This window comes from Acinetobacter sp. TY1 (assembly GCF_048551395.1).
GTDB lineage: Bacteria > Pseudomonadota > Gammaproteobacteria > Pseudomonadales > Moraxellaceae > Acinetobacter.
The window spans coordinates 14,708-37,127 of record NZ_JBLYZK010000018.1 but is presented as its reverse complement, the minus strand read 5'-3'; the positions used below and the strand labels follow the sequence as shown (position 1 = coordinate 37,127).

Genomic DNA, 22,420 nt, shown 5'->3' with positions numbered 1-22,420 from the left:
TTTGCTAGATTTTTCAAATATTAACTTTCGATCATGAGAAGCATATTGAACGTATCCCTTTGAATTTTAATGTATCTATAAAAGTCGAGTGTTTCATACCCGTCTTGTTACACACATTGCATAAAGTACCTGACATTCATCTATAAGGTGATAAAAATGTCAGTCACTTACTTTAGCAGATTTTATCACTTTCAGGATAGCTCGATTGCGTTTGTCGTGTGGCCTAGATAATCAATACTGAATCTATGAGAAAGCAATATCATTTGAACAGATGATTCTATTGTTTGATTTAAATGAGGAGTGGTCTAATTTGAAAGATAATGTAGATTTTAGCTTTTTAGATCGGTGAGATCATTTATTTTTTACATACTTTTGATGTATTGATTACAGATTCTTATGTATTTAAAAAAATTAGGAGTCGATATTAAAAAACATAATATTTAGTTTTGTTTAAATGTTGTATTAGATTAATTAAATAACAATAATCAAATTGGTTTTATTTACTAAAATTTTTTTAAAAAGATAAATAAATACATATATTTGTTTAAATTGTTAAATTGATAGGTTTTTATTTAAACAATATCTGAGTATGATGTTTGTACGATTAGATTTGTATATTGAAAAGCATAAATGGTTATGTGAATTATTTTGCATAAAAAACAAAAAATGTTAAAGTGGACACAATTTATGGGCTGGCGAGGGGCTGAATGAAAGAAGAAATTAAAATAGCTATTTTTGGCTTGAGTCTCAATGTGTTGGATAACATAAAACAAAAAATTCGCTTGATGTATGACGATACCGTTAATATTACTTGGGCGAATATTGCCGATCCACATCTAGATATTCTTCTTGTAAATGATATGTTTTTTGGTTCACCGACAATTCAACATTTGGTTGGTTCACAACAAGTCCCTTATCTACGCCTGATCAATAAGTCTGAAGTTGCAGGACAAATTGATGGGGATAAACTATTTTTACCATTCTCTGTAAGTGATGCAACACGGAAGTGGTTTAAAGATCGTTATTTGAAAGTGCCACTAAGTCAAAAAGTTGAAAAACAAGTTGCCCAAATTACGAAAACAACAGATATCAATAAGGTAACGGCAGAATTTTTTAATGAGCGGAATGGAAATCTACAAATTTTTGATGGTCACGGTAATATTGGCTTGATGAATGCACGTAGTGAACAAGTTTGGCTCGATACAGGGCGACGCTTTGCAGGAACAGATACGACATTGAATTTTACTTATGCAACAATGCAAATGGCGCAGAGCGTGAGTAATATTCAGGGTATAGATCTACGAAGATGGTTGTGGAATATTTTATGGTATTCACCAGAGTTGATTAAAAATACCTCAGATAAAAAATTTTATAAATTAAAATATTGGCCACATCCAGATTCAAAAGATGACCGTAAAGATGTTTTTACGATTGCAGCGTGTTTTGAGCGTGGGGCAAGTATTCAGCAAGTTGCAAAGAAATCAGGTGTCTCAGTAAAAACGATTGAACGTTTTGTTTCAATTGCATTATTGAATCATTTGTTGACTGAGATTGATGCAAAAGATGCAACGTTGATTATAGAAGAAGAAAAGCCTGCAGAAGGTGTGCTGAAAGGTTTCTTTGGTAAGCTACGTCGTAAATTGGGTTTATAAAAGTATAAACCTAAAAAATAATTGATTAAATCGTATTTAAATGTACGAGTTAAACAAAAAATCATTTTTTTAGTGTATTAGATTATAAAACGGTTTGAGTGACACTCTGTAAAAGAGATAAAAACAGGGTCGTTCATATAAATAAAATAGGGGTTCAGTGTGATTTTACAGAAGTATAAAATTGTATTTGGTGGAACAATGGGGGCAGGTAAAACAGAAGCCATTAGGTCACTTTCAGAAATTAATGTCTTATCTACAGAAGCGTATAACACGGATGAGCAGTCGCATAGCAAAGCTTTGACTACGGTGGGAATCGATTACGGTGAAATTAAGCTTGATGATGGCATTACCGTTGGTTTATATGGTACACCAGGACAAGATCGTTTTGATTTTGTATGGTCTGTGATCTGTAAAGGGGCAATAGGTGCTGTTGTTCTAATCGACCATTCTAAAAAAACGGCACTTGATGATTTAAAATTCTATCACAATTCATTTAAAGAATATGTAAACAACATTATTGTTGGAATTACACATGTTGATGAAGACTCACAACAATTACTAAAAAAATACCGTGATTGGATGGACTTAAATGGCTATAACATGCCTGTATTTGCCATTGATGCACGTGAAAAAGACGATGTGTTATTGGTCGTTGAAGCGCTGATTGCTCGGGCTGAAATTGAATATGCATAATTAAATTAAAATGAGAAATCCATTTTTTTGTAAAATGGATTTTTTTACAAAAAAAATGTATGTAAAAAGTGATAAATTATATTTATACAGCACCAGATTAAAGCACTATTTATAATGTGCACAAAAATAGTGCAATAAGAATCTCGTTACCTAATTTAGAATGATATGTGTGTTTTGATATGGTGCAATTATAACTGCACTCAGTATAATAACGCTGAAGATAAACCTGTATTGCTTATATTCTGATAAAGAATTCAATATTTTGGAATGTCTCTCAAAAGTTGGTACGGGAATTGCTTAATACTAACCAACTACTAACACGCACTTCTGAAGTGCAACAAAAATTCATTGGAGCAAAATGAGCATGGCGAACAAGGTTCTAGAACTCATCAAAGAAAGTGGCGCAAAATGGGTCGATTTTCGCTTTACTGATACTAAGGGTAAAGAGCAACATGTGACTTACCCAGCAGATACCATTGATGAAGATACATTCGAAGATGGTAAAATGTTTGATGGTTCTTCAATCACTGGTTGGAAAGGCATCGAAGCGTCTGACATGATTTTGCGTCCAGATGCGAATACTGCATTTCTTGACCCGTTCTTTGCTGAAGCAACTGTGGTTGTGACTTGTGATGTGATTGAGCCATCTACAGGCCAAGGCTATGACCGTGATCCACGCTCTATTGCTCGCCGTGCAGAAGAATACTTAAAATCTACAGGTATTGGTGATACTGCATTCTTTGGTCCAGAACCAGAATTCTTCGTTTTTGACGAAGTGAAATGGGAAATTGATATGTCTGGCGCGCGCCATACATTGATCGCTGAAGAAGCTGCTTGGTCAACAAACAAAGACTATGAAGGCGGAAACTCAGGTCACCGTCCACGTGTTAAAGGTGGTTACTTCCCAGTACCCCCTGTAGATTCTTCACATGATATGCGTGCAGATATGTGTGCTCGTATTGAAGATATCATGGGCCCAGGTCGTGTAGAAGTGCATCACCATGAAGTTGCATCTTGCCAGTTAGAAATTGGTGTGAGCTTCAACACAATGGTTCGTAAAGCTGACGAAGTACAACAGTTCAAATATGCTGTTTGGAACGTGGCGCACCAGTACGCTAAAACTGCAACGTTTATGCCTAAACCAATGGTTGGCGATAACGGTTCAGGTATGCATGTTCATATTTCAATTGCAAAAGATGGCAAAAACTTATTTGCTGGTGATGAATATGCTGGCTTATCAGAAATGGCTTTATATTTCATTGGTGGTGTAATTAAACATGCACGCTCATTGAATGCGATCACAAATCCTTCTACGAACTCATATAAGCGTTTAGTGCCACATTATGAAGCACCGATTATGCTTGCTTACTCAGCACGTAACCGCTCTGCATCTATTCGTATTCCTTACGTTTCTAGCCCGAAAGGCAAACGTATTGAAGCGCGTTTCCCAGATCCAATGATGAACCCGTACTTAGGTTTTGCAGCATTGTTGATGGCTGGCCTTGATGGTATCCAGAACAAGATCCATCCAGGTGAAGCTGCTGACAAAAACTTGTATGATCTTCCTCCTGAAGAAGAAGCGAAAATCCCTACAGTTGCGCATAGCCTAGATATGGCGCTTGAAGCACTTCAAGCGGATCACGACTACCTACTTAAAGGTGGCGTATTCACTAAAGATATGCTTGATGCTTATATCGAAGTGAAAACTGAAGAAGTTCGTCGCTTAAATACGACTACTCACCCAGTTGAATTTGATATGTACTACAGCTTGTAATTCTTTTTAGAATTTAAGTGAGAAAAAACCCGCCAAGTGCGGGTTTTTTTGTATGATCTATTTTTAGATCATTTGTGAATGTTGATATGGCACAACGTAAAAAGCATATTGGATTTTTCCCTTGGATTGATCCGAAAGATCAAGAAAAAGGGTTTAAACTCAATTTTTCTGAAGTGACCTATATTGAAGTAGCAAGAACGCTTGAAGGTTATAAGCAAGCGCAATTTGTTGCATTAAAAAATCCTGAATTGGCATTGGATTACCCGTATCCTGAAATATTTTATTTAAGTGCTGAAGGTTTAATCTTGGTGAAAACGCCTCAAGGTAAATTTGAAGTGATTGCTAAAACAGATAATGCTTGAATCATGAGATTTGATCTGAACTTTTTTAACGATATATGACTTAAATTTAAGTTAAACTTCTCACAATTTTAAAAAATGAGCATTGAGCGTATGCGGAACAAGCGGGCAAGTATGATCCAGGCTAAATCTATTCCTATAGCCTTGAAACCATGGTTGTATGCTTCAGGTTCTTTAACACAACAGTTAACTGATATTGCAGGTGGTGTATTTAAAGTACAACCCATTCAAGAACATTATCAAAGAATGTCCAAAATCGACAGTCAATGGATGTCCATGCCGTCACAGCATACCTCTTGGGTTCGAGAGAGTTTTCTGTACGGGTGTGATGATCAGCCTTGGGTTAAAGCCAAAAGTATTTTCCCTATTTTAAGTATTCATGGCAAAGCTCGATTATTTAAACATATTGGTAAAAAGCCCATCGGTCGATATCTATTTCAACGTACCAATCCTGTCTGTGAAAGACGAGTTTTAAAACTTCAAGACGGTTGGACGCGTCAAAGTTGCTATACTTGGCATGGTTGTAAATTTATTGTGCAAGAAACATTTTTACCTGCATTTGAACAATATTTACAGCAACAGAATATTTCAAAATAGCGTATTGAAGGATTGGTCATGGCAATAGCGCAACATCCCACTTGGCAACAACGACTAGAGGCTTATTATTACTTATGCCGTTTTGATAAGCCGATTGGTACAGAATTGGTTTTTTGGCCGACCATGTGGGCACTGTGGATTGCAGCGAAGGGAATACCACCTATTGCAATTTTGATTCCAATGATTTTGGGCACTATTTTCATGCGCGCGGCTGGATGTGCGATTAATGATTTTGCGGATCGTAAAGTGGATGGCGCAGTGGAACGTACTAAAAATCGTCCGCTTGCAACAGGAATTATTAGTGCGAAAGAAGCAATTTTTGTTTTTTTAACGTTAGTAGCTGCCAGTGCTGTGATGTTGCTTTTTCTGCCAATTGAAACATTCTATTGGTCGTTTGGTGCACTGTTTTTAGCATTTATTTATCCGTTTATGAAACGTTATACTCATCTTCCTCAGGTTTTTTTGGGGGCTGCATTTTCATGGTCAATTCCCATGGGATACACAGCGATGGGGGTCACACCTGATTTAACGTGTTGGTTATTTTATTTTGGAAATCTGGCTTGGACAGTGGCTTATGATACTCAATATGCTATCACTGACCGTGAGTATGATTTAAAAATTGGGGTGAAATCGACAGCGATTTTGTTTGGTCGTTACGATATTCAAATTATTTCAATTTTACAGTTACTAAGTATGTTGCTGATAGGTGGTGCACTCTATTTAGAAAATATATTAATACCTTTTGGCTTGATTGCATTATTGGTCGTTAGTGCTGATTTCATTTATCAATGGACACGCACGAAAGAACGTAATCCAGAACAATGCTTCTGGGCATTTCGACATAACCGTTGGGTGGGTTTGATCATCTTTTTAGGCATTTTTGTGGCGCTGTATTAAGACATAAATGTTTAAAATAGAAAAGAGAGATGAATTGATCTAATTAAGCTATCTATTTTATGAGTCAGCTTTCAACCACGCTTTATGTATAGTTTGAATATATAAGATGTATGATCGTTCAAATGATGATGAATATGATTGAGCTTTTTATAGCCGTAATCTAATCGATATCAAAATGATTGAAATGCAATGTGATGCTTTTTAAATATTTAAAACAAAATGTGATTATTATTAAATAATTATGTGATTTTGTGAAAATACAATTGTATTTTAATTTGAGATAATGATGTAAAAGTAGAGTTATTATTCTAATTGTGTTTTTATTGTCATGTGCCTCATGAGGAGGCATAGATAGAATGATTAGGATGATATTGTGAATCAATTATTTAAAAAAACATTGCTTGTTTTGTGCTGTAGCTCTGCATTATTCATAACGGCTTGTAATGATAGTGACAATGACCACGATAATTTTGTAGCACCAGAAAAATTCTTCGTTTCTGAATTACCTTATAAGTTTGATAAGCCAGAAGGTGCTTCTGCAGATCCAATTCAGGTCATGACCTATAATATGACCAATGTTCAAGGTAAAAAAGCCACAGCAACTGCCATGGTTATTTTCCCTCAGACAGCACAGCCACAGGATGGTTACCGTGTTGTTGTATGGGAGCACGGTACTTTAGGAAATGCTGACAATTGTGCACCAACCAATAATATTCAGGGTGCACGCTTTAAAGATCCTTTAGCAAAAAGTTTGCTAGAAGCAGGCTATGTAATTGTTGCACCTGACTATGAAGGCATGGGGACTAAAGGGATTCATCCGTATTTACATTTAGAGAGTGAAGCTAAATCTGCGATTTATGCAGTTAAAGCGGCTCAGGAGCGTTACGGCAGTAAATTAAACAAACAGTGGATGTCTGCAGGACAATCACAGGGCGGGCAAGCATCTCTTGGAACTGCTGAATTTGCAAATTCAGATGTAAATTATAAAGGCGCAGTTGCTGGGGCACCTGCTTCAAGTTTAGATACAATTATCTTTAAGGTCGCACCAGCTGCATTAAAACAAGCTGAAGCGTTAGAAATTGCAGCAGGGAAAACCTTAGCAGAGAGAGCAACCGCAGGTTCTATTGGTGCTTATGCAACTCTATTAAGTTATGCTGCATTTGCTGGAGTGGGTATTAAAGCGGTAGATCCTTCATTTGAGTATCGTGATATTTTCCTTGATCAGCGATCTAAGTTAATTGCTGAAAAAGCAGAAGGCTCGACAGGTGAAAATGGTTTATGTTTAGATAGTCCAGATGCTAAAAATTTGCCTGAACAAAGCATTCGCTACTTATTTACAATGGATATTGTTAAATTTTTAACTGAAAACCCTGGTAAATCAGTATTAGATTACCCAGGCTTGGATGAAGTTAAGTTCTATCAACTTCCTCAAATTGCTCAATTTATTAAGAATAGTCAGCCTGGAACAAAAAAATTGGATAAGCCAGTTTTAATTATTCAGGGAACAGCGGATATGAGCGTTCCATATCCTGTGACAGAAGCACTTGTGAAAAAATTGAAGGATGATTTAAAGTCTCCTGATATTACTTTCCTTCCTGTAAAAGACGCGTCACATACAGCAGCAATTGTTCAGAAAAATCCTGAATTGCTTGCCTTTATTCAAAAGCATATGCCAGCGAAATAAACTTTAACTTCGGTTAAGTAAAGATATTCCTATCTTGCCATATATGATGTATCAAAATTCATATCATTGATTGGCAGATGGGAATATATAGCGGACTTAAAATCTATTTTTGCTGTAAATAATGACTGGATACTTTAACGTAATTTTGTGCTGAGTACGGTAAAAAGGCTTTTTCTTTGTCGGTTAATGGGCGAACTTTTTGAACAGGGCTACCCACATATAAGAAACCACTTTCAAGACGTTTGCGTGGGGGTACTAAAGAGCCAGCACCTATCATCACATCGTCTTCAATAATCACATCATCCAAAACAATGGTATTAATTCCAACGAGAACACGATTGCCAATTGTACAACCATGTAACGTAACATGATGTCCAATGGTGACATCTTCGCCAATAATTAACGGAGAACCTTCAGGTTTACTGTCATTTTTATGACTGACATGTAACATGGCATGATCTTGTACATTTGAATTTCGACCAATGCGAATAAAATTGACATCACCACGAATCACGGCAAAAGGCCAAACCGACACATTTTCAGCCAAAATAACATCACCAATCACTACAGATAATTCATCGATATAGCAGGTTGAGTCAATTTTAGGGTGAGTGTCTAAGTAAGGGCGAATATTCTTTTTCATGCGTAGCATCCATGTTCTAAATAAAAGTAAATTATCATAAAAAAACGTCCATATTAGATATATGAACGCTTCTTTTTATTCGTCAAGTTTTGAAGTAATTAATATACTTCAATGATCAATACTTAGAACAAGTTGCTAAAAAATTGCTTGATATGATCAAACATACGAGAGAAAAAGCCTGCTTCTTCAACTGCTTTTAATGCAACTAATGGTTTTTCAGCAATCACTTTACCATCTAAAGTCGCTGTTAATTTACCAACCACTTGACCTTGTTTTAATGGTGCTTTGAGGTTTGGTTGTACTGTAATTTGCGTTTTAATGGCATTTGCCTGACCTTTAGGCATCGTGACATTAAAGTTTTCAGCTAAACCAATTTGTACCGTATTTTCTTTTCCAAAGTAAACTTTAGCTTTTGCTAAAACTTGGTTTGCAGGTTGAACACTGATGGTTTCAAAATTTGAATAACCCCAAGCCAATAATGATCGTGTTTGGTTTGCACGTTCATTCATAGATGGTGCACCAAAAATTACCGAGATTAAGCGTAGTGGACCACGTTTAGCAGAAGTGGTTAAGCAGAATCCAGCTTCATCGGTATGACCTGTTTTTAAACCATCAACACTTGGATCAGTATAAAGCAAGGCATTACGGTTACCTTGTTTAATACCGTTGAAAGTAAACTCTTTTTCAGAATAGATCGGATAATATTTTGAGCTGTCATGAATGATATGTTTTGCAAGTGTTGCCATATCTTTTGCTGTTGAATAATGTCCCTCAGCAGGCATGCCTGTTGAGTTAATAAAATTAGTATTAGTCATGCCAATTTTTTTGGCTTCTTGGTTCATTGCATAAGCGAAAGAACCTTCGTTACCCGAAATGTGTTCAGCCATGGCTTTAGATGCATCATTACCAGACTGAATGATAATGCCACGTAACATTTCCAAAACAGTAGCATTGCCATTTAAAGGAACATACATACATGATTCTGTACTGCTACCTTTACACCATGCTGACTCATTCATGCGAACTTTTTCGTTTTCAGTCAGTTCACCTTTCAATAGTTTTTGTTCAATGATGAAACTGGTCATCATTTTTGTCATGGATGCAGGGGCTAACTTCTCATTTTCATTTTTAGATGCCAGTATCTGTCCAGTTTCATAATCCATTAAAACATAAGATTTGTTATTTAATTCTGGTGGTGTGGACAGAACTGTTGCTGCGTAAGTAAAAGAGGGTAATAGTAGTAATGCAGCAAAGGCGCTTTTACGGGTCATTCTGGTCAGTTCCAATCATTATAAGAGCACAAACGAGCTTGGTATTCTAGGACAAAGCAAAGCCGACTTCTATGGGGTAAATCGGCTTATTTTCTATGAATTGTAACTAATTCATTGGCTAAAGCACTTATGAATTAAAATTGGTTACATCCTGACAGATTTGGATGTTATCGGCATCGCTTGCTTTTTTAGCATCATTGCGTGCTTCATCAAGCGCAGCTTTAAATTTATCTTGCTGTACGATGGTATTTAAAGCAGCAACTGGTTTTTTTTCATTTGGTAAATACGCTTTGACTAGTTTTGCATAACCTTGATCAAACTGATCACCAGCTTGGTCTAATGTTGGGCAAACTTCAGATAAAACAAAAATAGCAGCCAATTCTTCATTGGTCACGTTGGCTTGTGTGACATCAATATTTTCATCAGCAGCATGGGTTTGACTCAGCACAGAACCCAGCAAAAGAATAGTAAGAGAACAGCGTTTAATTAACTTCGAATTCATGAATATCTCAATTTTTGCAGTTGAACGTATTTGAGTAGTTTAACGTGATGTTTTATATAGCCTAATAGAAAAGCATAGAAAAAACATAGAGAAAATGTATTGAAGATGTAGGCGTGAAGCCTTTTGGGGTTAAGCACTATCTATTTGATGGAAAATTGACTTTTTATTGAGGATTTATTTTGAGCATCCTTGCTCACAGTTCTAACAGTAATCAGTGTAATCTTACATATTCAATAAGTCTTCACATGCTGATTTTTGTTCTGCTGTATCTACTGCTATCGCATCTGCTTTAGCTTCTTTGAAAATAGTTTGGTATTCAGCATCTTGTTTGAGTTGTTCAAGAGTGATTGATGGATTATGTAACTCTTTTAGAAAAGTGTGTGTCATGCTATTAAGCGAAGATAAAATTTTAGGATTATTTGCGGTTAAAGCAGGGCAAACCTCAATGAGAACCTGAGTTGCTGCAATATCTTCTTTTATAATGCTATCTGATTCTTCAGCTGTAAGTCCTGAGTCTGCAAAAGATGATTGAGCGAAAATTGTGAAAAGCGTTGATAAAAGTATAAATTTAAGTGAACGTATTGGCATGATTTTTTCCAAAAAATTTCTGTAAATTCAGCGTGTTCAATATATATAATTTACTAACAAGTTGAAACAAAATCACCTGAGCAGTCACGTGAAAAAGACTCGCTCTGTAATACAATAGGATGAAATGTGAATATTTTAATAGCTAATGATGATGGTGTTTTTGCCCCTGGGATCCAAGCCCTTGCACGAGCATTAAAACCACTTGGTCGAGTGATTGTAGTTGCGCCAGAAAGTGAGCGTAGTGGCTTTTCAAGTGCATTGACACTTGATCGTCCTTTGCGTCCTATTCAGGTTGCACCTGATATGTGGGCAGTTAATGGCACACCTGCAGATTGCGTTTATTTATCAATGAATGGACTCTTTGATTTTGAATTCGATCTTGTCGTTAGTGGAATTAACAGTGGGGCAAACTTGGGCGATGATGTATTGTACTCAGGAACAGTGGGTGCAGCATTTGAGGGTCGTCTCATGAAGCAAGCTGCGATTGCTGTTTCATTGGCGGGTAGTAATGTTCGAAGTTATGAAAGCCCAGATGATTATGCACAAGCAGCAAAGTGGGTACATGATTTCATTGCACGTGGATTACCACAGTTACCTGCTCGACATATTTTGAATATTAATATTCCTGATGTTGCCGAAATACAAGGTCAACAAATTACTTACCAAGGTCGTCGAATTCAATCTAAACCGATCAGTAGTCATGTTGATCCTAGAGGACGTCAAGTCTATTGGATTGGGCTTGCAGGTGAAGCAGTGACAGATCCAGCAAAAAGTAATCTTGGCATACAATCTGACTTTTTTGCTGTAGCAAATGGCTTTGTCAGTATTACCCCAATTCAGATGGATGCGACCAATTACAGCATTTTGACTGATTTACAAGCCCAATTTATATAGCTTTAACGTATTAAGAAGACATAATTCATCATATTACAATGTTGTTGCATCATCATCGTGCAAGATCTACACGGATTTTTCACATTTGAACAATGCGTCACCTGAAAGATACGATCAGTCACAAAAGCACTGAATGATTGATGCTACCTTATGTTATAAGTTTGTGAAAATACGGGGTTGTACGCCGTATTTTGAGCATTTTTTGCTACTCTTAATTGCATTTATAGCTGTATTTAAATTTTAAAACTTAAACTAGGAGAGGGACGTCGATGTTTATGGCAGGATCACAGCAGTTTTTATCTAAACCACAGGTATGGGTTAAGACCATTTTTTTATCGGCTGCTTTGACTTCAACTGTATTGATTACAGGCTGTGCTTCAAAGCCACAAATCAATAATCCTGTCCGTTATGCCAATGCACCCGAATATTATACCGTTCGTTCGGGAGATACCTTAAGTGCGATTGCTGCCCGTTATGGTTTAGATTATTTAAGTATTGCCAATATGAATGATATTGCTGAGCCTTATCGTATTTATGTCAATCAATCGCTGCGTTTGAAAAAATCAGGCAATTATCGTGATAATCGTTCTACGACGCAGGCATTGAGCAGCAATGAACCTCAAATTCAACGTCAGACCATTAGTATTCCTGCACCAAATAAAACACCTACGCCACAACAGCAAACAGTACAGACTACACCAAATAATACCATTAAAAATAATTCGGTAACTCAACCTGCGCCTGTCGTGAGTGTAACCAATTTACGTTGGGTTAAACCTTCAACTGGGCGAGTGCTTGAAAACTTTAATTTAACAAAAAATGTTAAGGGTATTCGCTTCGGTGGCAATGTCGGTGATCCGATTGTAGCAGCCGCCAATGGACAAGTGGTGTATGCCGCAGATGGTTTGAAAGAATATGGCAATTTAGTACTCATTAAACACATAGATGGTTACATTACTGCCTATGCGCATAACAGTAAGATGTTGGTGAAAAGTGGTGACAATGTTGTTGCTGGTCAGAAGATCGCAGAGATGGGTTCGAGTGGTACAACACAAACGATGTTGGAGTTTCAAGTTCGTTTAGATGGCAAGCCAATTAACCCTGCAAATATTTTACCGATTAATTAAAGATATTTAATGCAATGTGTAGATTTCTTCGTATAATACAATGAGTTGCTAGATAAAAAAATGTGAAGCAGCGCATGATTTCAGAGGGAAATTTATGTTAGATCAACTTCGAGCAATGGGCGTATTTGCCTGCGTTGTTGAAAAAAGTTCTTTTAGTGGTGCAGCCCGTGATTTGGGTATTACTACGAGTGCTGTCAGTCAGCAAGTTCGTTCGTTGGAAAATGAGATGGAAGTTACACTTCTGCACCGTTCTACACGAAAACTCAGTTTGACTGAAGCAGGACAAGCCTTTTTTCACAGTTGTCAGGAAATGTTAGCCGCAGCAGAACGTGGAAAAATCCGTTTAAATGAGTTGAGAGACGATTTAGTCGGTGATTTACGTATTGCCACAACGCCAGAGCTAGGAGCAACTCATGTTGTTCCTGCACTATCCCATTGGATGTCTGCACACCGTGGCCTGATGGTTCACTTTGAAGCAGACAATCATTTTATTGATCTGATTCAAGAACGAATTGATATAGCAATTCGTATGTGTTCGAAAGTCGATGAGTCAAATAATGTTAGCAGTGTACCATTAGCCCGTGTTGATCAGGTTTTGGTTGCATCACCAAGTTATTTAAACCAAACATCGCCAATTTCGCGCCCAGAAGATTTGCAAAATCATGATTTGATTCCAATCAATATTATGAAGAACTATCAACATTTTTCATTTCAGCATGGTGCAACGGGTGAAGTTGTTTATCTTGAAATGAAGAATCGTGTACAAACCAATAATGTCTTTGTTGCAAAATCACTGTGTCAAAACGGTCATGGCATTGCACGCATTCTTTATTTGGATGTACAAAAAGAACTCATCAATGGAACATTGGTTGAAGTGTTACCGGAATGGAAACTCCCGACATTTACACTCAATGCTATGATGCTAAAACGTGAACAGCAACCGATGAAAATTCATCGTTGCCTTGATGCATTAAAACAATATTTTTGCCAATTACCTGGTGGCAGAATATACCAAGAAGCATCTTAAAAAGATCGATTGAATAAAAAAGCCGCTTGTTAAGCGGCTTTTTTACATCTGAAGGAAAACGATATAATTGATTAAGCCAAGTAGTTTTTAATTGCAGGAACAAGACGTTGTAACAAATCATCTGCTTGTTCATGTGTCATATTGAGTGCAGGAAGCAAACGCACGACATTGCCAGAAGTAACATTAATAATCAGTTTATGTTCATCACGTGCAATATTGACTAAGTCGCCACAGTCTTTCGGTAATTCGATACCAATCATCATACCGAAGCCACGGACAATCACATTGAGATCAGTAAGTTGCATGCGGAATTGATCGACTAAATATGTACCAATTTCGGCAGCATTTTCAACAATATTTTCTTTTTGAATCAGATCAAGCACAGTGTAAACAACGCGTGAACCTAGGTGAGTACCGCTATATGTTGAGCCATGATTACCTGCGGTTAATACACCAACACCACGACCTTGAGTCATTACTGCACCAATAGGAAAGCCATTACCTAAACCTTTAGCAGTGGTCATCACATCAGGAATAATATTGGTGTGCTGATAAGCAAAATATTTTCCTGTACGACCATTACCAGTTTGAACTTCATCAAGCATCATTAACCAATTATGTTGATTACAAATATGACGAATTTCTTCTAAGTAGCTAAATCCTTGAGGTGCGGTATTCACACCACCTTCACCTTGGATTGGCTCAACTAAAATTGCCACGATGTCAGGATGGTTGATGGCTGCTTCTTCAATCGCCTCGATGTCACCAAAAGGTACACGAATAAAGCCTTCGACCAATGGACCAAAACCTTCTTGAACTTTTTTATTTCCTGTTGCAGACAATGTTGCCATTGTACGACCATGGAAAGAACGGTCAGCAACAATGATTTTAGGACTTGCTACACCTTGTAAATGACCAAATTTACGGGCAATTTTAATTGCACCTTCATTTGATTCTGCACCACTGTTTGAGAAGAAAATTTCTTCCATACCTGAAACTTCAGCAAGTTTTTGTGCTGCAGCTGTTTGCCAATTTACTTCGTAAATATTGCTTGTATGAATGAGTGTTGCCGCTTGTTCTGCAATGGCTTGAGCGATCACAGGATGTGCATGCCCTAGACCACATACAGCAATTCCTGTAAGTGCATCTAAATATTCAGTGTCATCTTCAGTGTAAAGATAAGAACCGCTGCCTCGGACAAAGCTGATCGGTTGGCGGCTAAATACCGGCATTAAATGCGATGGTTGATCAGGTTGTACCGGAGCGAGGGTAATGTTATTCATGACTAACTCTTATCTGTTAGGAAGGAAATAGGGGGAAGTTTATATAAGCAAAATACGGTACAGATTTAAAGCCCAAATGTAAATTAAATTGGAAATAATCATCTTGGCGTACTCTTTATGGTGGATTTAGGTATAATGCACGCAGAATGAGTTGAGGATTTATCAATGACTGAACAAGCACGTGATACAGAAGCGTTAATTCGCGATCAGATTGCTAAACATGCTGTACTTCTTTATATGAAAGGCACACCACAATTTCCACAATGTGGTTTCTCTGCACGTGCAGTCGAAGCACTTAGCCAAATTGGTCGTCCTTTTGCTTATGTAAATATTTTGGAAAATCAAGATATTCGTGCACTTTTGCCACAAATTGCAAATTGGCCAACATTTCCACAATTGTGGATCAATGGTGAATTAATCGGTGGTAGCGATATCATGCTTGAAATGTTCCAAAATGGTGAATTAAAGCCATTGGTTGAGCAATACAGCGCAGCACCAGAAGCTTAATTTAACCTTCTGATGTTCAAAAAGCACCTTATGGTGCTTTTTTTATGTGTAATAAAAATGTAGAAATAGCTTAAAAAATTCAAAATGAAGATCAAAAATAAGCCCAATACGACATATAAAAACAGCGCTGAAAAATTCAACGCTGTTTTTAAAATGGTTCAAGGTAACATCATGAATCGACTACTTTAATCTACCAAAGCTTCAGCCACCGCATCTTGAGGTGTTTCACAGATGATCGGTACTTCTATTTTTTCAATCTTTTTATTTTTTTTCTGTTTCTTTTTTTTCTTTTTCTTCTTCGATTTTATGCTGATGTCTAAACCATCTTCAAGCGCTTGCCAATATTCGAGTTGTGCCATAACCACTGAATAGATAGAACCTTTGGTATAACGACCTTTCTTGTCGAGCTTACCAACAGGGCGTGCCATTAAAATTTCAAAAGCTTGATCAATGGTATCAATCGCATGAATGTGGAATTGACCATCAGCCACAGCTTCAATGACATCTTGGCGGAGCATCAAATGTTGCATGTTTTGACGAGGAATAATAACGCCTTGTTTACCAGTCAAACCTTGCAATTTACATGCATCAAAGAAGCCTTCAATTTTAGCATTCACTCCACCAATGGGTTGAACTTGACCAAGTTGGTTCATTGAACCTGTAATCGCCCAAGATTGATCAATCGGTAGTTGACTGATTGCCGAAATAAGCGCAGATAGTTCAGCGACCGTTGCACTATCACCATCAACCTGACCATAGCTTTGCTCGAAAGCAAGCGCGGCTGAGAAGTGCAGAATTTGCTCACGACCAAAATGTGCTTTGAGAAAGCTCGACATGAGCAACACGCCTTTGGCATGTAAAGAACCACCAAGTTCAACACTGCGCTCAATATCGAGAATATCGCCACCACCTTGATAAACTGAAGCGGTTAAGCGTGAAGGTAGACCAAACTCGACATCGGCATATTGAATAACCGAAAGTGCGTTGATCTGACCTAAACGATGCCCACGTGTTTCAATAAGTTGTGTGCCACGAGATAAATCTTGCCAATACAATTCACGTAAATAACCTAGACGATATTGACGATGTTTCAATGCAGTATTGATATGCTGCGCTGTCACCATTTTTTCATCAGATTGCAGTGCATGGTGATGTGATTCACGAATCAGATCACCCAAAGTCAAAGCATGTAATGACAATGAACTTTGATCTTCAGCTTGACGACTAGAATCGGTAAGTAGTGCAGACAGGGCAGAACGGTCAAAAGGCAACAGTTTGTCTTGTTGAACATAATCGGCAATGAGCTGCATATAAGCTTGTTCATTTTCTTCATTGCGTTGTAAGGTATCTGTAAAATCAGCACGGATTTTAAACACGCTACCGAGTTCAGGTTCAACCTCTAAAATTTCATAATAAACTTCAGGTTCAGCCAATAAAACCACTTTTACATTCAGTGGAATAGACGCAGGCTCAATTGAAATGCTGCCTGTGAGCGTGATCATGTGCTCAAGAGATGATAATTTTAATTGCCCCGATTTAAGCGCACGTTTTAACCCTTGCCAAGCATACGGTTGCTCAAGCAGTTGTTCTGCTTCAAGCATTAAAAAACCACCATTGGCTTGATGCAATACACCCGGACGAATTAGGGTGAAATCGGTGGTAATCGTACCATTTTGCGTCAATTGTTCAACATGACCCAACAAGTTGTAATGTGTCGGGAAATCTTCAAAAATAACAGGTGCACCAGCATTAGGTTTATTGCTAATGACGACATTGGCTTGATAGCGTGAAGGTACGCTGTTGAATAATGCAGGTGCAAATTCATCACTTTCACTATCAATCACATTTTCAACATTATCAATAATATCTTGTGCATACTGTTTGAGATATAGCTCTAAGCCATCAGTATCAAATTTATTTAAAATGGCTTCCATACGAGGAATAATGACTTGTTTACCAATATCTCGATTCAGTTCCGAAACTTGATCTCGTGCATCATCCTCTAAATCGCCTAATTGTAAACCTAGACGTTCGAGCTTTTTATCCATATAGCGGATATTGGCTGCAATTTCGGTGCGCTCTTTACTGGTCAATGCATTCATGTCTTCTTGCGACATTTCCTGCATTTTGTCATCTTTATAATGCGTGGGAATAAACACATGCTCATCATGGCGATTGATCAGTTTAAGATCAAACTCTTCGCCTTCACGAGTCAATTCAGCCAAAGCATGTTGTTGTTCATTACCAGTGATTTGGCGAATACGTTCAATTTGATTGTGATAGGTTTCCGCACTAAAGCGTCGTTCAAGCTGTTTTAAAATGGTTTGCCATGTTTGATGTAGTAATGTTGCAAATTTACTACCTTGACCTGCGGGAAAGCGTAGAGTAATGGGTTGGCGAGCATTTTTAAAATTATTGACATATACCCAATCGTCAGGCGTCGGCATAGACTTGGCATGTTGTTGAAGTAAACGCTTGATCATAGTGCGTTTACCAAGTCCGGCTGTTCCGACAGCAAAAATATTGTAGCCTGAATAAGGCAAGGCAATACCAGCTTCTACTGAAGCTTTAGCACGATCTTGACCTAAAAAATTATTCAGTGGTTTAATTCGTTTAGTTGAACTTGGAACACGAGGTAAATTTAACAGGTGCGTCAGTTGTTCTGGTTTTAGTGCAGTCTGCATTAAGGTTTGTTGTATATCCGTCTGGTCAAAAGCAGTTGGAAGTAAATTTGGACTTTGGAGTGCTGTCGTTGTAATCGTCGTATTTGAAACAGGGGTTGAGCTCATTTGATCATGTTTCTGGGTCACAGGTGAAATCCAAAACTGCTAAAGGTTGAAAGTTTAAAGGTATACAGTATTGGGCGTAAATATCAAGCAGATTCAAATCAAATATCTGGATTTCAGCAATGCAGTAGCATAAAAACCATTGAAACTAATGTGATTAAGCGGTTGAATAGCGATATTTCTTTTTGCAGAAAACAATAAACGTATGTCTACGCAAAACTCAGCACAAAATGCGTCACCACCATCGGGGTGGAAGTCCGCCTTTATGGCATTTATGGATCGCCGTGCTCTCATTATGTTATTTCTTGGTTTTTCAGCCGGGATACCCATTTTATTGATCTTTTCAAGCCTATCTTTATGGCTTGGTGAAGCCGGTATTGAAAAAAGTGCAGTAACTTTTTTCAGTTGGGCAGCTTTGGGATATTCCTTTAAATTTGTTTGGGCACCATTGATTGATGAAATTCCTGTGCCTTATCTAACCAAAAAATTGGGACGGCGTAGAGCTTGGCTTCTCATTGCACAAATTTTGATTATTTGTGCAATTTCGATTATGGCTTTTTCAGATCCGTCACTTGGGCAGAGCTATTTGTATCAAATGGCAGTCGGTGCTGTATTACTTGGTTTTTCAGCGGCAACGCAAGATATCGTGATTGATGCTTATCGTATTGAATTGGCTGAAACGGAAATGCAAACCGTATTGGCTTCGACCTACAACGCAGGCTATCGTATCGGGATGATTGTTGCAGGTGCGGGCGCACTTTTTCTTGCCGCATCGCTTGGAACATCAAAAGGCAATTATATTTATGATGCATGGAAATATACTTACTTAGCGATGGCAGGTGTCATGGTAGTAGGTATTATAACCACACTGAGCATTCGTGAAGCACAAATTAATCGTGTCGATAAGCATTATAAAAATACTGATTATTATCGCTTGGTTGCTGTCTTTTTTGTTGCAGTGGTGAGTTTTGTTACAAGTTATATTTTTTCAGGTAGTTTAACGGAAGCTTTGGCAAAACAATTTGAAATCAAAGATAGCTTTTTACTCTTTGCTTTAGAGGCTGTGCGTTTTATTGGCTCAGGTGCAATAGCATTTTTTGCAGGCTATGGATTGGTGCAGGCAGGTGCCGTAAATAAGCAGATGGCCTATGACACTTGGGTCAGCCCAATTGCAGATTTCTTTAAACGCTATGGAGTGAAACTTGCTCTAGTTTTATTACTATTGATAGGTTTCTATCGTATTTCAGACATTATTGCTGGGGTAATTTCCAATGTGTTTTATCAAGATTTAAATTTTACCAAAGAACAAATTGCTGAAGCCGTTAAAATTTACGGTGTAATTTTCAGTCTTGTTGGTGGATTTTTAGGAGGCTTACTTGCACAACGCATGAACATTATGAAATTGATGTTTATTGGCGCAGTGTTGGCAAGCTCAACCAATCTGATTTTTATTGGTTTGGTCAAATCGGGACAGCCTTTAGCACCTGTCGATATTCAAGTCGGTTCACAACAGTTTACAGCACAGCCTGATGAAGTAGGTGCGTGGAAAGTTGCTGTACCTGCTCAGCTTCTTTCAGAAAATCAGCACATTTCAGTCAAAGCACAATTTGCCGATCAGTCAGAGCAGATTGAAGTTCAAGCACCCTATTTGGTTGAAAACGGTCATGCACAGATTCAACTTTTACCTATAACAGGTGATAGCAAATTAACTACACAAGAGCTGAAGCAAAGTGTGGTAGTCAAAGGGCAAATTCTAGGTGTGAAAGATACCGATTTAAATGTAGATCAACCTGTACTTGTCAGCCTTGATGGTCAAACATTTAATACCAAACTTGATAAAACAGGGATGTTTACTGCGATTGTTGATGCGGATGCTTTGCAAAAATCAGAAAGTAAAAGTATTGAAGCACGTTTGAATTTTGTTCAGTCAGAGCCCTTGGTTGCTGTTACACATGGTTATCTGATAAGTGATGTTGAACCACAGTTAAATGTTAATATTGAACCTATTGCGGTGGTTAATATAAACTCAAATACAGCATCAGTTGACATGGTTGAACTGAAAGGTAAGGTTATTGAGAAATATAGTTCCGCTTGGCTATACTTTGCAATTATTGTCGATAATTTGGCTTCAGGTTTGGCGGGAGCCGCATTTATTGCTTTCCTTTCAAGCTTGACAAGCGTGTCATTTACTGCAGTTCAGTACGCCATTTTTAGTTCGCTCATGACTTTAACTCCTAAAATTTTAGGTGGATATTCAGGTACAATTGTCAGCAATATTGGATATCCAAAATTCTTTTTGATGACGACTTTAATTGGTATTCCAATTTTAATTCTTGTGGTCTGGGTTGGAAAACTATTAGGTGAACATCAAAAAACCATTCAAAATGAAAAAGGTGAATCATAATGCGCATGTTACATACCATGCTACGTGTAGGCAATTTAGAACAGTCTTTGGCGTTCTATACTGAAGTTCTCGGTATGACTTTATTACGTAAACGTGACTATGAAGAAGGGCGTTTTACTCTTGCTTTTGTTGGCTATGGCGATGAAGAAAATAATACGGTACTTGAGTTAACGCATAATTGGGACACAAGTAGTTATGAGTTGGGTAATGCCTATGGTCATATCGCGATAGCTGTTGATGATGCTTACAAAGCGTGTGAAGACATAAAAGCACGTGGTGGTAATGTTGTTCGTGAAGCAGGACCAATGAAAGGTGGTGTGACGGTTATTGCATTTGTTGAAGACCCAGATGGTTATAAAATCGAGTTGATTCAGCAAGATCAAGATGCGAGAAACAATTAAGTTAAACGTGGAATGTTTAAAATAAATAATGAACATTTTCCTCATAATATGACTTAATCAAGTAAGCTCGGTAAGATGGTTATTTATCTTTAGGTAAAAATCATTTTACTGAGCTTTTTTATATGTATTTGAAAAGTTCAGCATAGATTTTTTATCACTGACAGGATGTTGAATATGAATATATTAAAAATATTAGCATTGGATCGTTTTACGATACTACTTATCGTCATGGTTGCTTTAGCTTCATTTTTTCCTGTGCAAGGGCAAAGTGCAAGCATATTTGGTCAGATCACCACCATTGCGATTGCGATTTTATTCTTTTTGCATGGTGCTAAACTTTCACGTGAAGCGATTGTGCAAGGCATTATGCATTGGCGTTTACATGGCGTTGTCTTTGCTTTTACTTTTTTAATTTTTCCAATCTTAGGTCTACTTGCAAAACCATTTTTGCTACCTTTACTTGGACAACAGTTGTATTGGGGCTTTCTGTTTATGTGCTTCTTGCCATCAACAGTACAATCCTCCATTGCCTTTACTTCAGTTGCAAAAGGTAATGTTGCTGCGGCGGTGATCAGTGCATCATTTTCTAATTTGGTCGGTATGTTTATTACTCCCATTATGGTGAGTCTATTTATTTTTGGACAAACGCAGCATAACTATGATGCGACCTCATCGATCGTACAAATTGCATTACTCTTGCTTTTGCCTTTTGTTGCAGGGCAGGTGTTACGTCCTTATGTTTTTCCATATATGCAAAAAGTTCCCAGCATTGTGAAAGCCTTTGATCAAGGCACCATTTTGATGGTGGTTTATGGAGCATTTAGTGGTGCTGTCGTAGCAGGCTTGTGGAATCAAGTGAGTGGGATGACTTTGTTTATTCTTACAGTCGTTTGTTCAGTGTTTTTAACTATTGTCATGCTTTTGGCTTGGTATATTCCACGTTGGTTAGGCTTTAGTGTACCTGATCAAAAAGCGGTATTTTTTTGCGGTTCTAAAAAGACTTTAGCGAGTGGCGTACCGATGGCGCAGATTCTATTTGCAGGGCAACCTCTTGGCATGATTGTTTTGCCGATTATGATTTTTCACCAAATTCAACTGATGGTCTGTGGGATCATCGCCAATTATTGGGCGAATCAAAAGTCGGTTGACGTTGTGGAAGAATTGAAAGCCGAATAATTCGCTTATTACATTATTTTGAAGTATAATGTTGCCCACTTGTTGTGCTTAGCTCTGACGCTTATAGTCTCGGTGGGCTCAAAAGAAATGGTCTGTTGTGGTGTTGATCTGCGGGTTTATTGGAAAAATTTATTTTAAAATAAACTGCTTATTTC

At 37.6% G+C, this 22,420-nt stretch carries 20 protein-coding genes; 14 read left to right on the top strand and 6 right to left on the bottom strand.

Translation table 11 applies throughout. The features are described from left to right. Positions 1–707: 707 nt before the first annotated feature. The 7 genes from ACK2M2_RS11105 to ACK2M2_RS11075 all read left to right on the top strand — a co-directional run bounded on the left by ACK2M2_RS11105 (position 708) and on the right by ACK2M2_RS11075 (position 7,656). Positions 708–1,652, top strand: coding sequence for a hypothetical protein (locus ACK2M2_RS11105; RefSeq protein WP_409510992.1), 945 nt, complete (start codon positions 708–710; stop codon positions 1,650–1,652). A gap of 159 nt (positions 1,653–1,811) precedes the next feature. After that, a complete protein-coding gene (locus ACK2M2_RS11100) occupies positions 1,812–2,345 on the top strand; it encodes a GTP-binding protein (protein WP_409510993.1) in 534 nt (177 codons plus the stop codon). Between the two features lie 358 nt (positions 2,346–2,703). Continuing rightward, entirely contained in the window at positions 2,704–4,119 is a 1,416-nt protein-coding gene (gene glnA / locus ACK2M2_RS11095) for a type I glutamate--ammonia ligase (RefSeq protein WP_409510994.1), read from the top strand. Positions 4,120–4,205: 86 nt separating this feature from the next. Then, positions 4,206–4,481: a hypothetical protein gene (locus ACK2M2_RS11090; RefSeq protein WP_409510995.1), complete on the top strand. Its 276-nt coding sequence runs from the start codon at positions 4,206–4,208 to the stop codon at positions 4,479–4,481. A 111-nt stretch (positions 4,482–4,592) separates the two neighbouring features. Next, positions 4,593–5,075 carry a chorismate--pyruvate lyase family protein gene (locus ACK2M2_RS11085; protein ID WP_409510996.1) on the top strand — a complete coding sequence of 161 codons (483 nt, stop codon included), beginning with the start codon at positions 4,593–4,595 and terminating at the stop codon, positions 5,073–5,075. A gap of 18 nt (positions 5,076–5,093) precedes the next feature. Next, on the top strand, positions 5,094–5,972 hold the full coding sequence (ubiA, locus tag ACK2M2_RS11080; RefSeq protein WP_419348390.1) for a 4-hydroxybenzoate octaprenyltransferase: 879 nt from the start codon (positions 5,094–5,096) through the stop codon (positions 5,970–5,972). 373 nt (positions 5,973–6,345) lie between these two features. Continuing rightward, the gene (locus ACK2M2_RS11075) at positions 6,346–7,656 is read left to right on the top strand and encodes an alpha/beta hydrolase family protein (RefSeq protein ID WP_419348387.1); all 1,311 of its coding nucleotides are present in this window, start codon (positions 6,346–6,348) and stop codon (positions 7,654–7,656) included. 103 nt (positions 7,657–7,759) lie between these two features. On the opposite strand, the gene ACK2M2_RS11070 is transcribed toward ACK2M2_RS11075, so the two are convergent. The 4 genes from ACK2M2_RS11070 to ACK2M2_RS11055 form a co-directional block, all read right to left on the bottom strand. Further along, positions 7,760–8,299: a gamma carbonic anhydrase family protein gene (locus ACK2M2_RS11070; protein ID WP_419348384.1), complete on the bottom strand. Its 540-nt coding sequence runs from the start codon at positions 8,297–8,299 to the stop codon at positions 7,760–7,762. A 122-nt stretch (positions 8,300–8,421) separates the two neighbouring features. Further along, positions 8,422–9,570, bottom strand: a complete 1,149-nt coding sequence (gene dacC, locus ACK2M2_RS11065) for a D-alanyl-D-alanine carboxypeptidase PBP5/6 (protein ID WP_409511000.1) — start codon at positions 9,568–9,570, stop codon at positions 8,422–8,424. Positions 9,571–9,697: 127 nt separating this feature from the next. Next, positions 9,698–10,072 (bottom strand): MCR_0457 family protein, encoded by a 375-nt coding sequence (locus tag ACK2M2_RS11060; RefSeq protein WP_409511001.1) that lies wholly within the window; start codon positions 10,070–10,072, stop codon positions 9,698–9,700. 222 nt (positions 10,073–10,294) lie between these two features. Next, positions 10,295–10,660: an MCR_0457 family protein gene (locus ACK2M2_RS11055; protein ID WP_409511002.1), complete on the bottom strand. Its 366-nt coding sequence runs from the start codon at positions 10,658–10,660 to the stop codon at positions 10,295–10,297. A gap of 126 nt (positions 10,661–10,786) precedes the next feature. Here ACK2M2_RS11055 and surE point away from each other — a divergent pair, with 126 nt between their 5' ends. The 3 genes from surE to ACK2M2_RS11040 all read left to right on the top strand — a co-directional run bounded on the left by surE (position 10,787) and on the right by ACK2M2_RS11040 (position 13,708). Next, positions 10,787–11,554, top strand: a complete 768-nt coding sequence (gene surE, locus ACK2M2_RS11050; RefSeq protein ID WP_409511003.1) for a 5'/3'-nucleotidase SurE — start codon at positions 10,787–10,789, stop codon at positions 11,552–11,554. Positions 11,555–11,823: 269 nt separating this feature from the next. Then, positions 11,824–12,681, top strand: a complete 858-nt coding sequence (locus ACK2M2_RS11045) for a peptidoglycan DD-metalloendopeptidase family protein (RefSeq protein WP_419348379.1) — start codon at positions 11,824–11,826, stop codon at positions 12,679–12,681. A 94-nt stretch (positions 12,682–12,775) separates the two neighbouring features. Beyond that, positions 12,776–13,708, top strand: coding sequence for a LysR family transcriptional regulator (locus tag ACK2M2_RS11040; protein ID WP_409511005.1), 933 nt, complete (start codon positions 12,776–12,778; stop codon positions 13,706–13,708). A 71-nt stretch (positions 13,709–13,779) separates the two neighbouring features. On the opposite strand, the gene ACK2M2_RS11035 is transcribed toward ACK2M2_RS11040, so the two are convergent. Continuing rightward, positions 13,780–14,991 carry an aspartate aminotransferase family protein gene (locus ACK2M2_RS11035; protein WP_419348377.1) on the bottom strand — a complete coding sequence of 404 codons (1,212 nt, stop codon included), beginning with the start codon at positions 14,989–14,991 and terminating at the stop codon, positions 13,780–13,782. Positions 14,992–15,156: 165 nt separating this feature from the next. Between ACK2M2_RS11035 and grxD the strand changes: the two genes are divergently transcribed. Next, positions 15,157–15,498 (top strand): Grx4 family monothiol glutaredoxin, encoded by a 342-nt coding sequence (grxD, locus tag ACK2M2_RS11030; RefSeq protein ID WP_409511007.1) that lies wholly within the window; start codon positions 15,157–15,159, stop codon positions 15,496–15,498. A gap of 185 nt (positions 15,499–15,683) precedes the next feature. On the opposite strand, the gene ACK2M2_RS11025 is transcribed toward grxD, so the two are convergent. Then, positions 15,684–18,308, bottom strand: a complete 2,625-nt coding sequence (locus ACK2M2_RS11025; protein ID WP_419348375.1) for an AAA family ATPase — start codon at positions 18,306–18,308, stop codon at positions 15,684–15,686. 181 nt (positions 18,309–18,489) lie between these two features. On the opposite strand from ACK2M2_RS11025, the gene ACK2M2_RS11020 reads away from it, so the two are divergent. From ACK2M2_RS11020 to ACK2M2_RS11010, 3 genes are all read left to right on the top strand, one after another. Then, positions 18,490–20,688: an AmpG family muropeptide MFS transporter gene (locus ACK2M2_RS11020; RefSeq protein ID WP_409511009.1), complete on the top strand. Its 2,199-nt coding sequence runs from the start codon at positions 18,490–18,492 to the stop codon at positions 20,686–20,688. Continuing rightward, positions 20,688–21,089 carry a lactoylglutathione lyase gene (gene gloA / locus ACK2M2_RS11015; protein ID WP_409511010.1) on the top strand — a complete coding sequence of 134 codons (402 nt, stop codon included), beginning with the start codon at positions 20,688–20,690 and terminating at the stop codon, positions 21,087–21,089. The genes ACK2M2_RS11020 and gloA overlap by 1 nt, the downstream gene beginning before the upstream one ends. Positions 21,090–21,263: 174 nt before the next feature. After that, positions 21,264–22,265: a bile acid:sodium symporter family protein gene (locus ACK2M2_RS11010; protein ID WP_409511011.1), complete on the top strand. Its 1,002-nt coding sequence runs from the start codon at positions 21,264–21,266 to the stop codon at positions 22,263–22,265. Positions 22,266–22,420 lie beyond the last annotated feature (155 nt).

What these genes read in the sequence shown, in the direction of transcription:
- ACK2M2_RS11105 (WP_409510992.1), top strand. Translation starts at nt 708, where the DNA reads ATGAAAGAAGAAATTAAAATAGCTATTTTTGGCTTGAGTCTCAATGTG.
- glnA (WP_409510994.1), top strand. Translation starts at nt 2,704, where the DNA reads ATGAGCATGGCGAACAAGGTTCTAGAACTCATCAAAGAAAGTGGCGCA.
- ACK2M2_RS11090 (WP_409510995.1), top strand. Translation starts at nt 4,206, where the DNA reads ATGGCACAACGTAAAAAGCATATTGGATTTTTCCCTTGGATTGATCCG.
- ACK2M2_RS11085 (WP_409510996.1), top strand. Translation starts at nt 4,593, where the DNA reads ATGATCCAGGCTAAATCTATTCCTATAGCCTTGAAACCATGGTTGTAT.
- ubiA (WP_419348390.1), top strand. Translation starts at nt 5,094, where the DNA reads ATGGCAATAGCGCAACATCCCACTTGGCAACAACGACTAGAGGCTTAT.
- ACK2M2_RS11070 (WP_419348384.1), bottom strand. Translation starts at nt 8,299, where the DNA reads ATGAAAAAGAATATTCGCCCTTACTTAGACACTCACCCTAAAATTGAC.
- dacC (WP_409511000.1), bottom strand. Translation starts at nt 9,570, where the DNA reads ATGACCCGTAAAAGCGCCTTTGCTGCATTACTACTATTACCCTCTTTT.
- ACK2M2_RS11060 (WP_409511001.1), bottom strand. Translation starts at nt 10,072, where the DNA reads ATGAATTCGAAGTTAATTAAACGCTGTTCTCTTACTATTCTTTTGCTG.
- ACK2M2_RS11055 (WP_409511002.1), bottom strand. Translation starts at nt 10,660, where the DNA reads ATGCCAATACGTTCACTTAAATTTATACTTTTATCAACGCTTTTCACA.
- ACK2M2_RS11045 (WP_419348379.1), top strand. Translation starts at nt 11,824, where the DNA reads ATGTTTATGGCAGGATCACAGCAGTTTTTATCTAAACCACAGGTATGG.
- ACK2M2_RS11040 (WP_409511005.1), top strand. Translation starts at nt 12,776, where the DNA reads ATGTTAGATCAACTTCGAGCAATGGGCGTATTTGCCTGCGTTGTTGAA.
- ACK2M2_RS11035 (WP_419348377.1), bottom strand. Translation starts at nt 14,991, where the DNA reads ATGAATAACATTACCCTCGCTCCGGTACAACCTGATCAACCATCGCAT.
- grxD (WP_409511007.1), top strand. Translation starts at nt 15,157, where the DNA reads ATGACTGAACAAGCACGTGATACAGAAGCGTTAATTCGCGATCAGATT.
- ACK2M2_RS11020 (WP_409511009.1), top strand. Translation starts at nt 18,490, where the DNA reads ATGTCTACGCAAAACTCAGCACAAAATGCGTCACCACCATCGGGGTGG.
- gloA (WP_409511010.1), top strand. Translation starts at nt 20,688, where the DNA reads ATGCGCATGTTACATACCATGCTACGTGTAGGCAATTTAGAACAGTCT.
- ACK2M2_RS11010 (WP_409511011.1), top strand. Translation starts at nt 21,264, where the DNA reads ATGAATATATTAAAAATATTAGCATTGGATCGTTTTACGATACTACTT.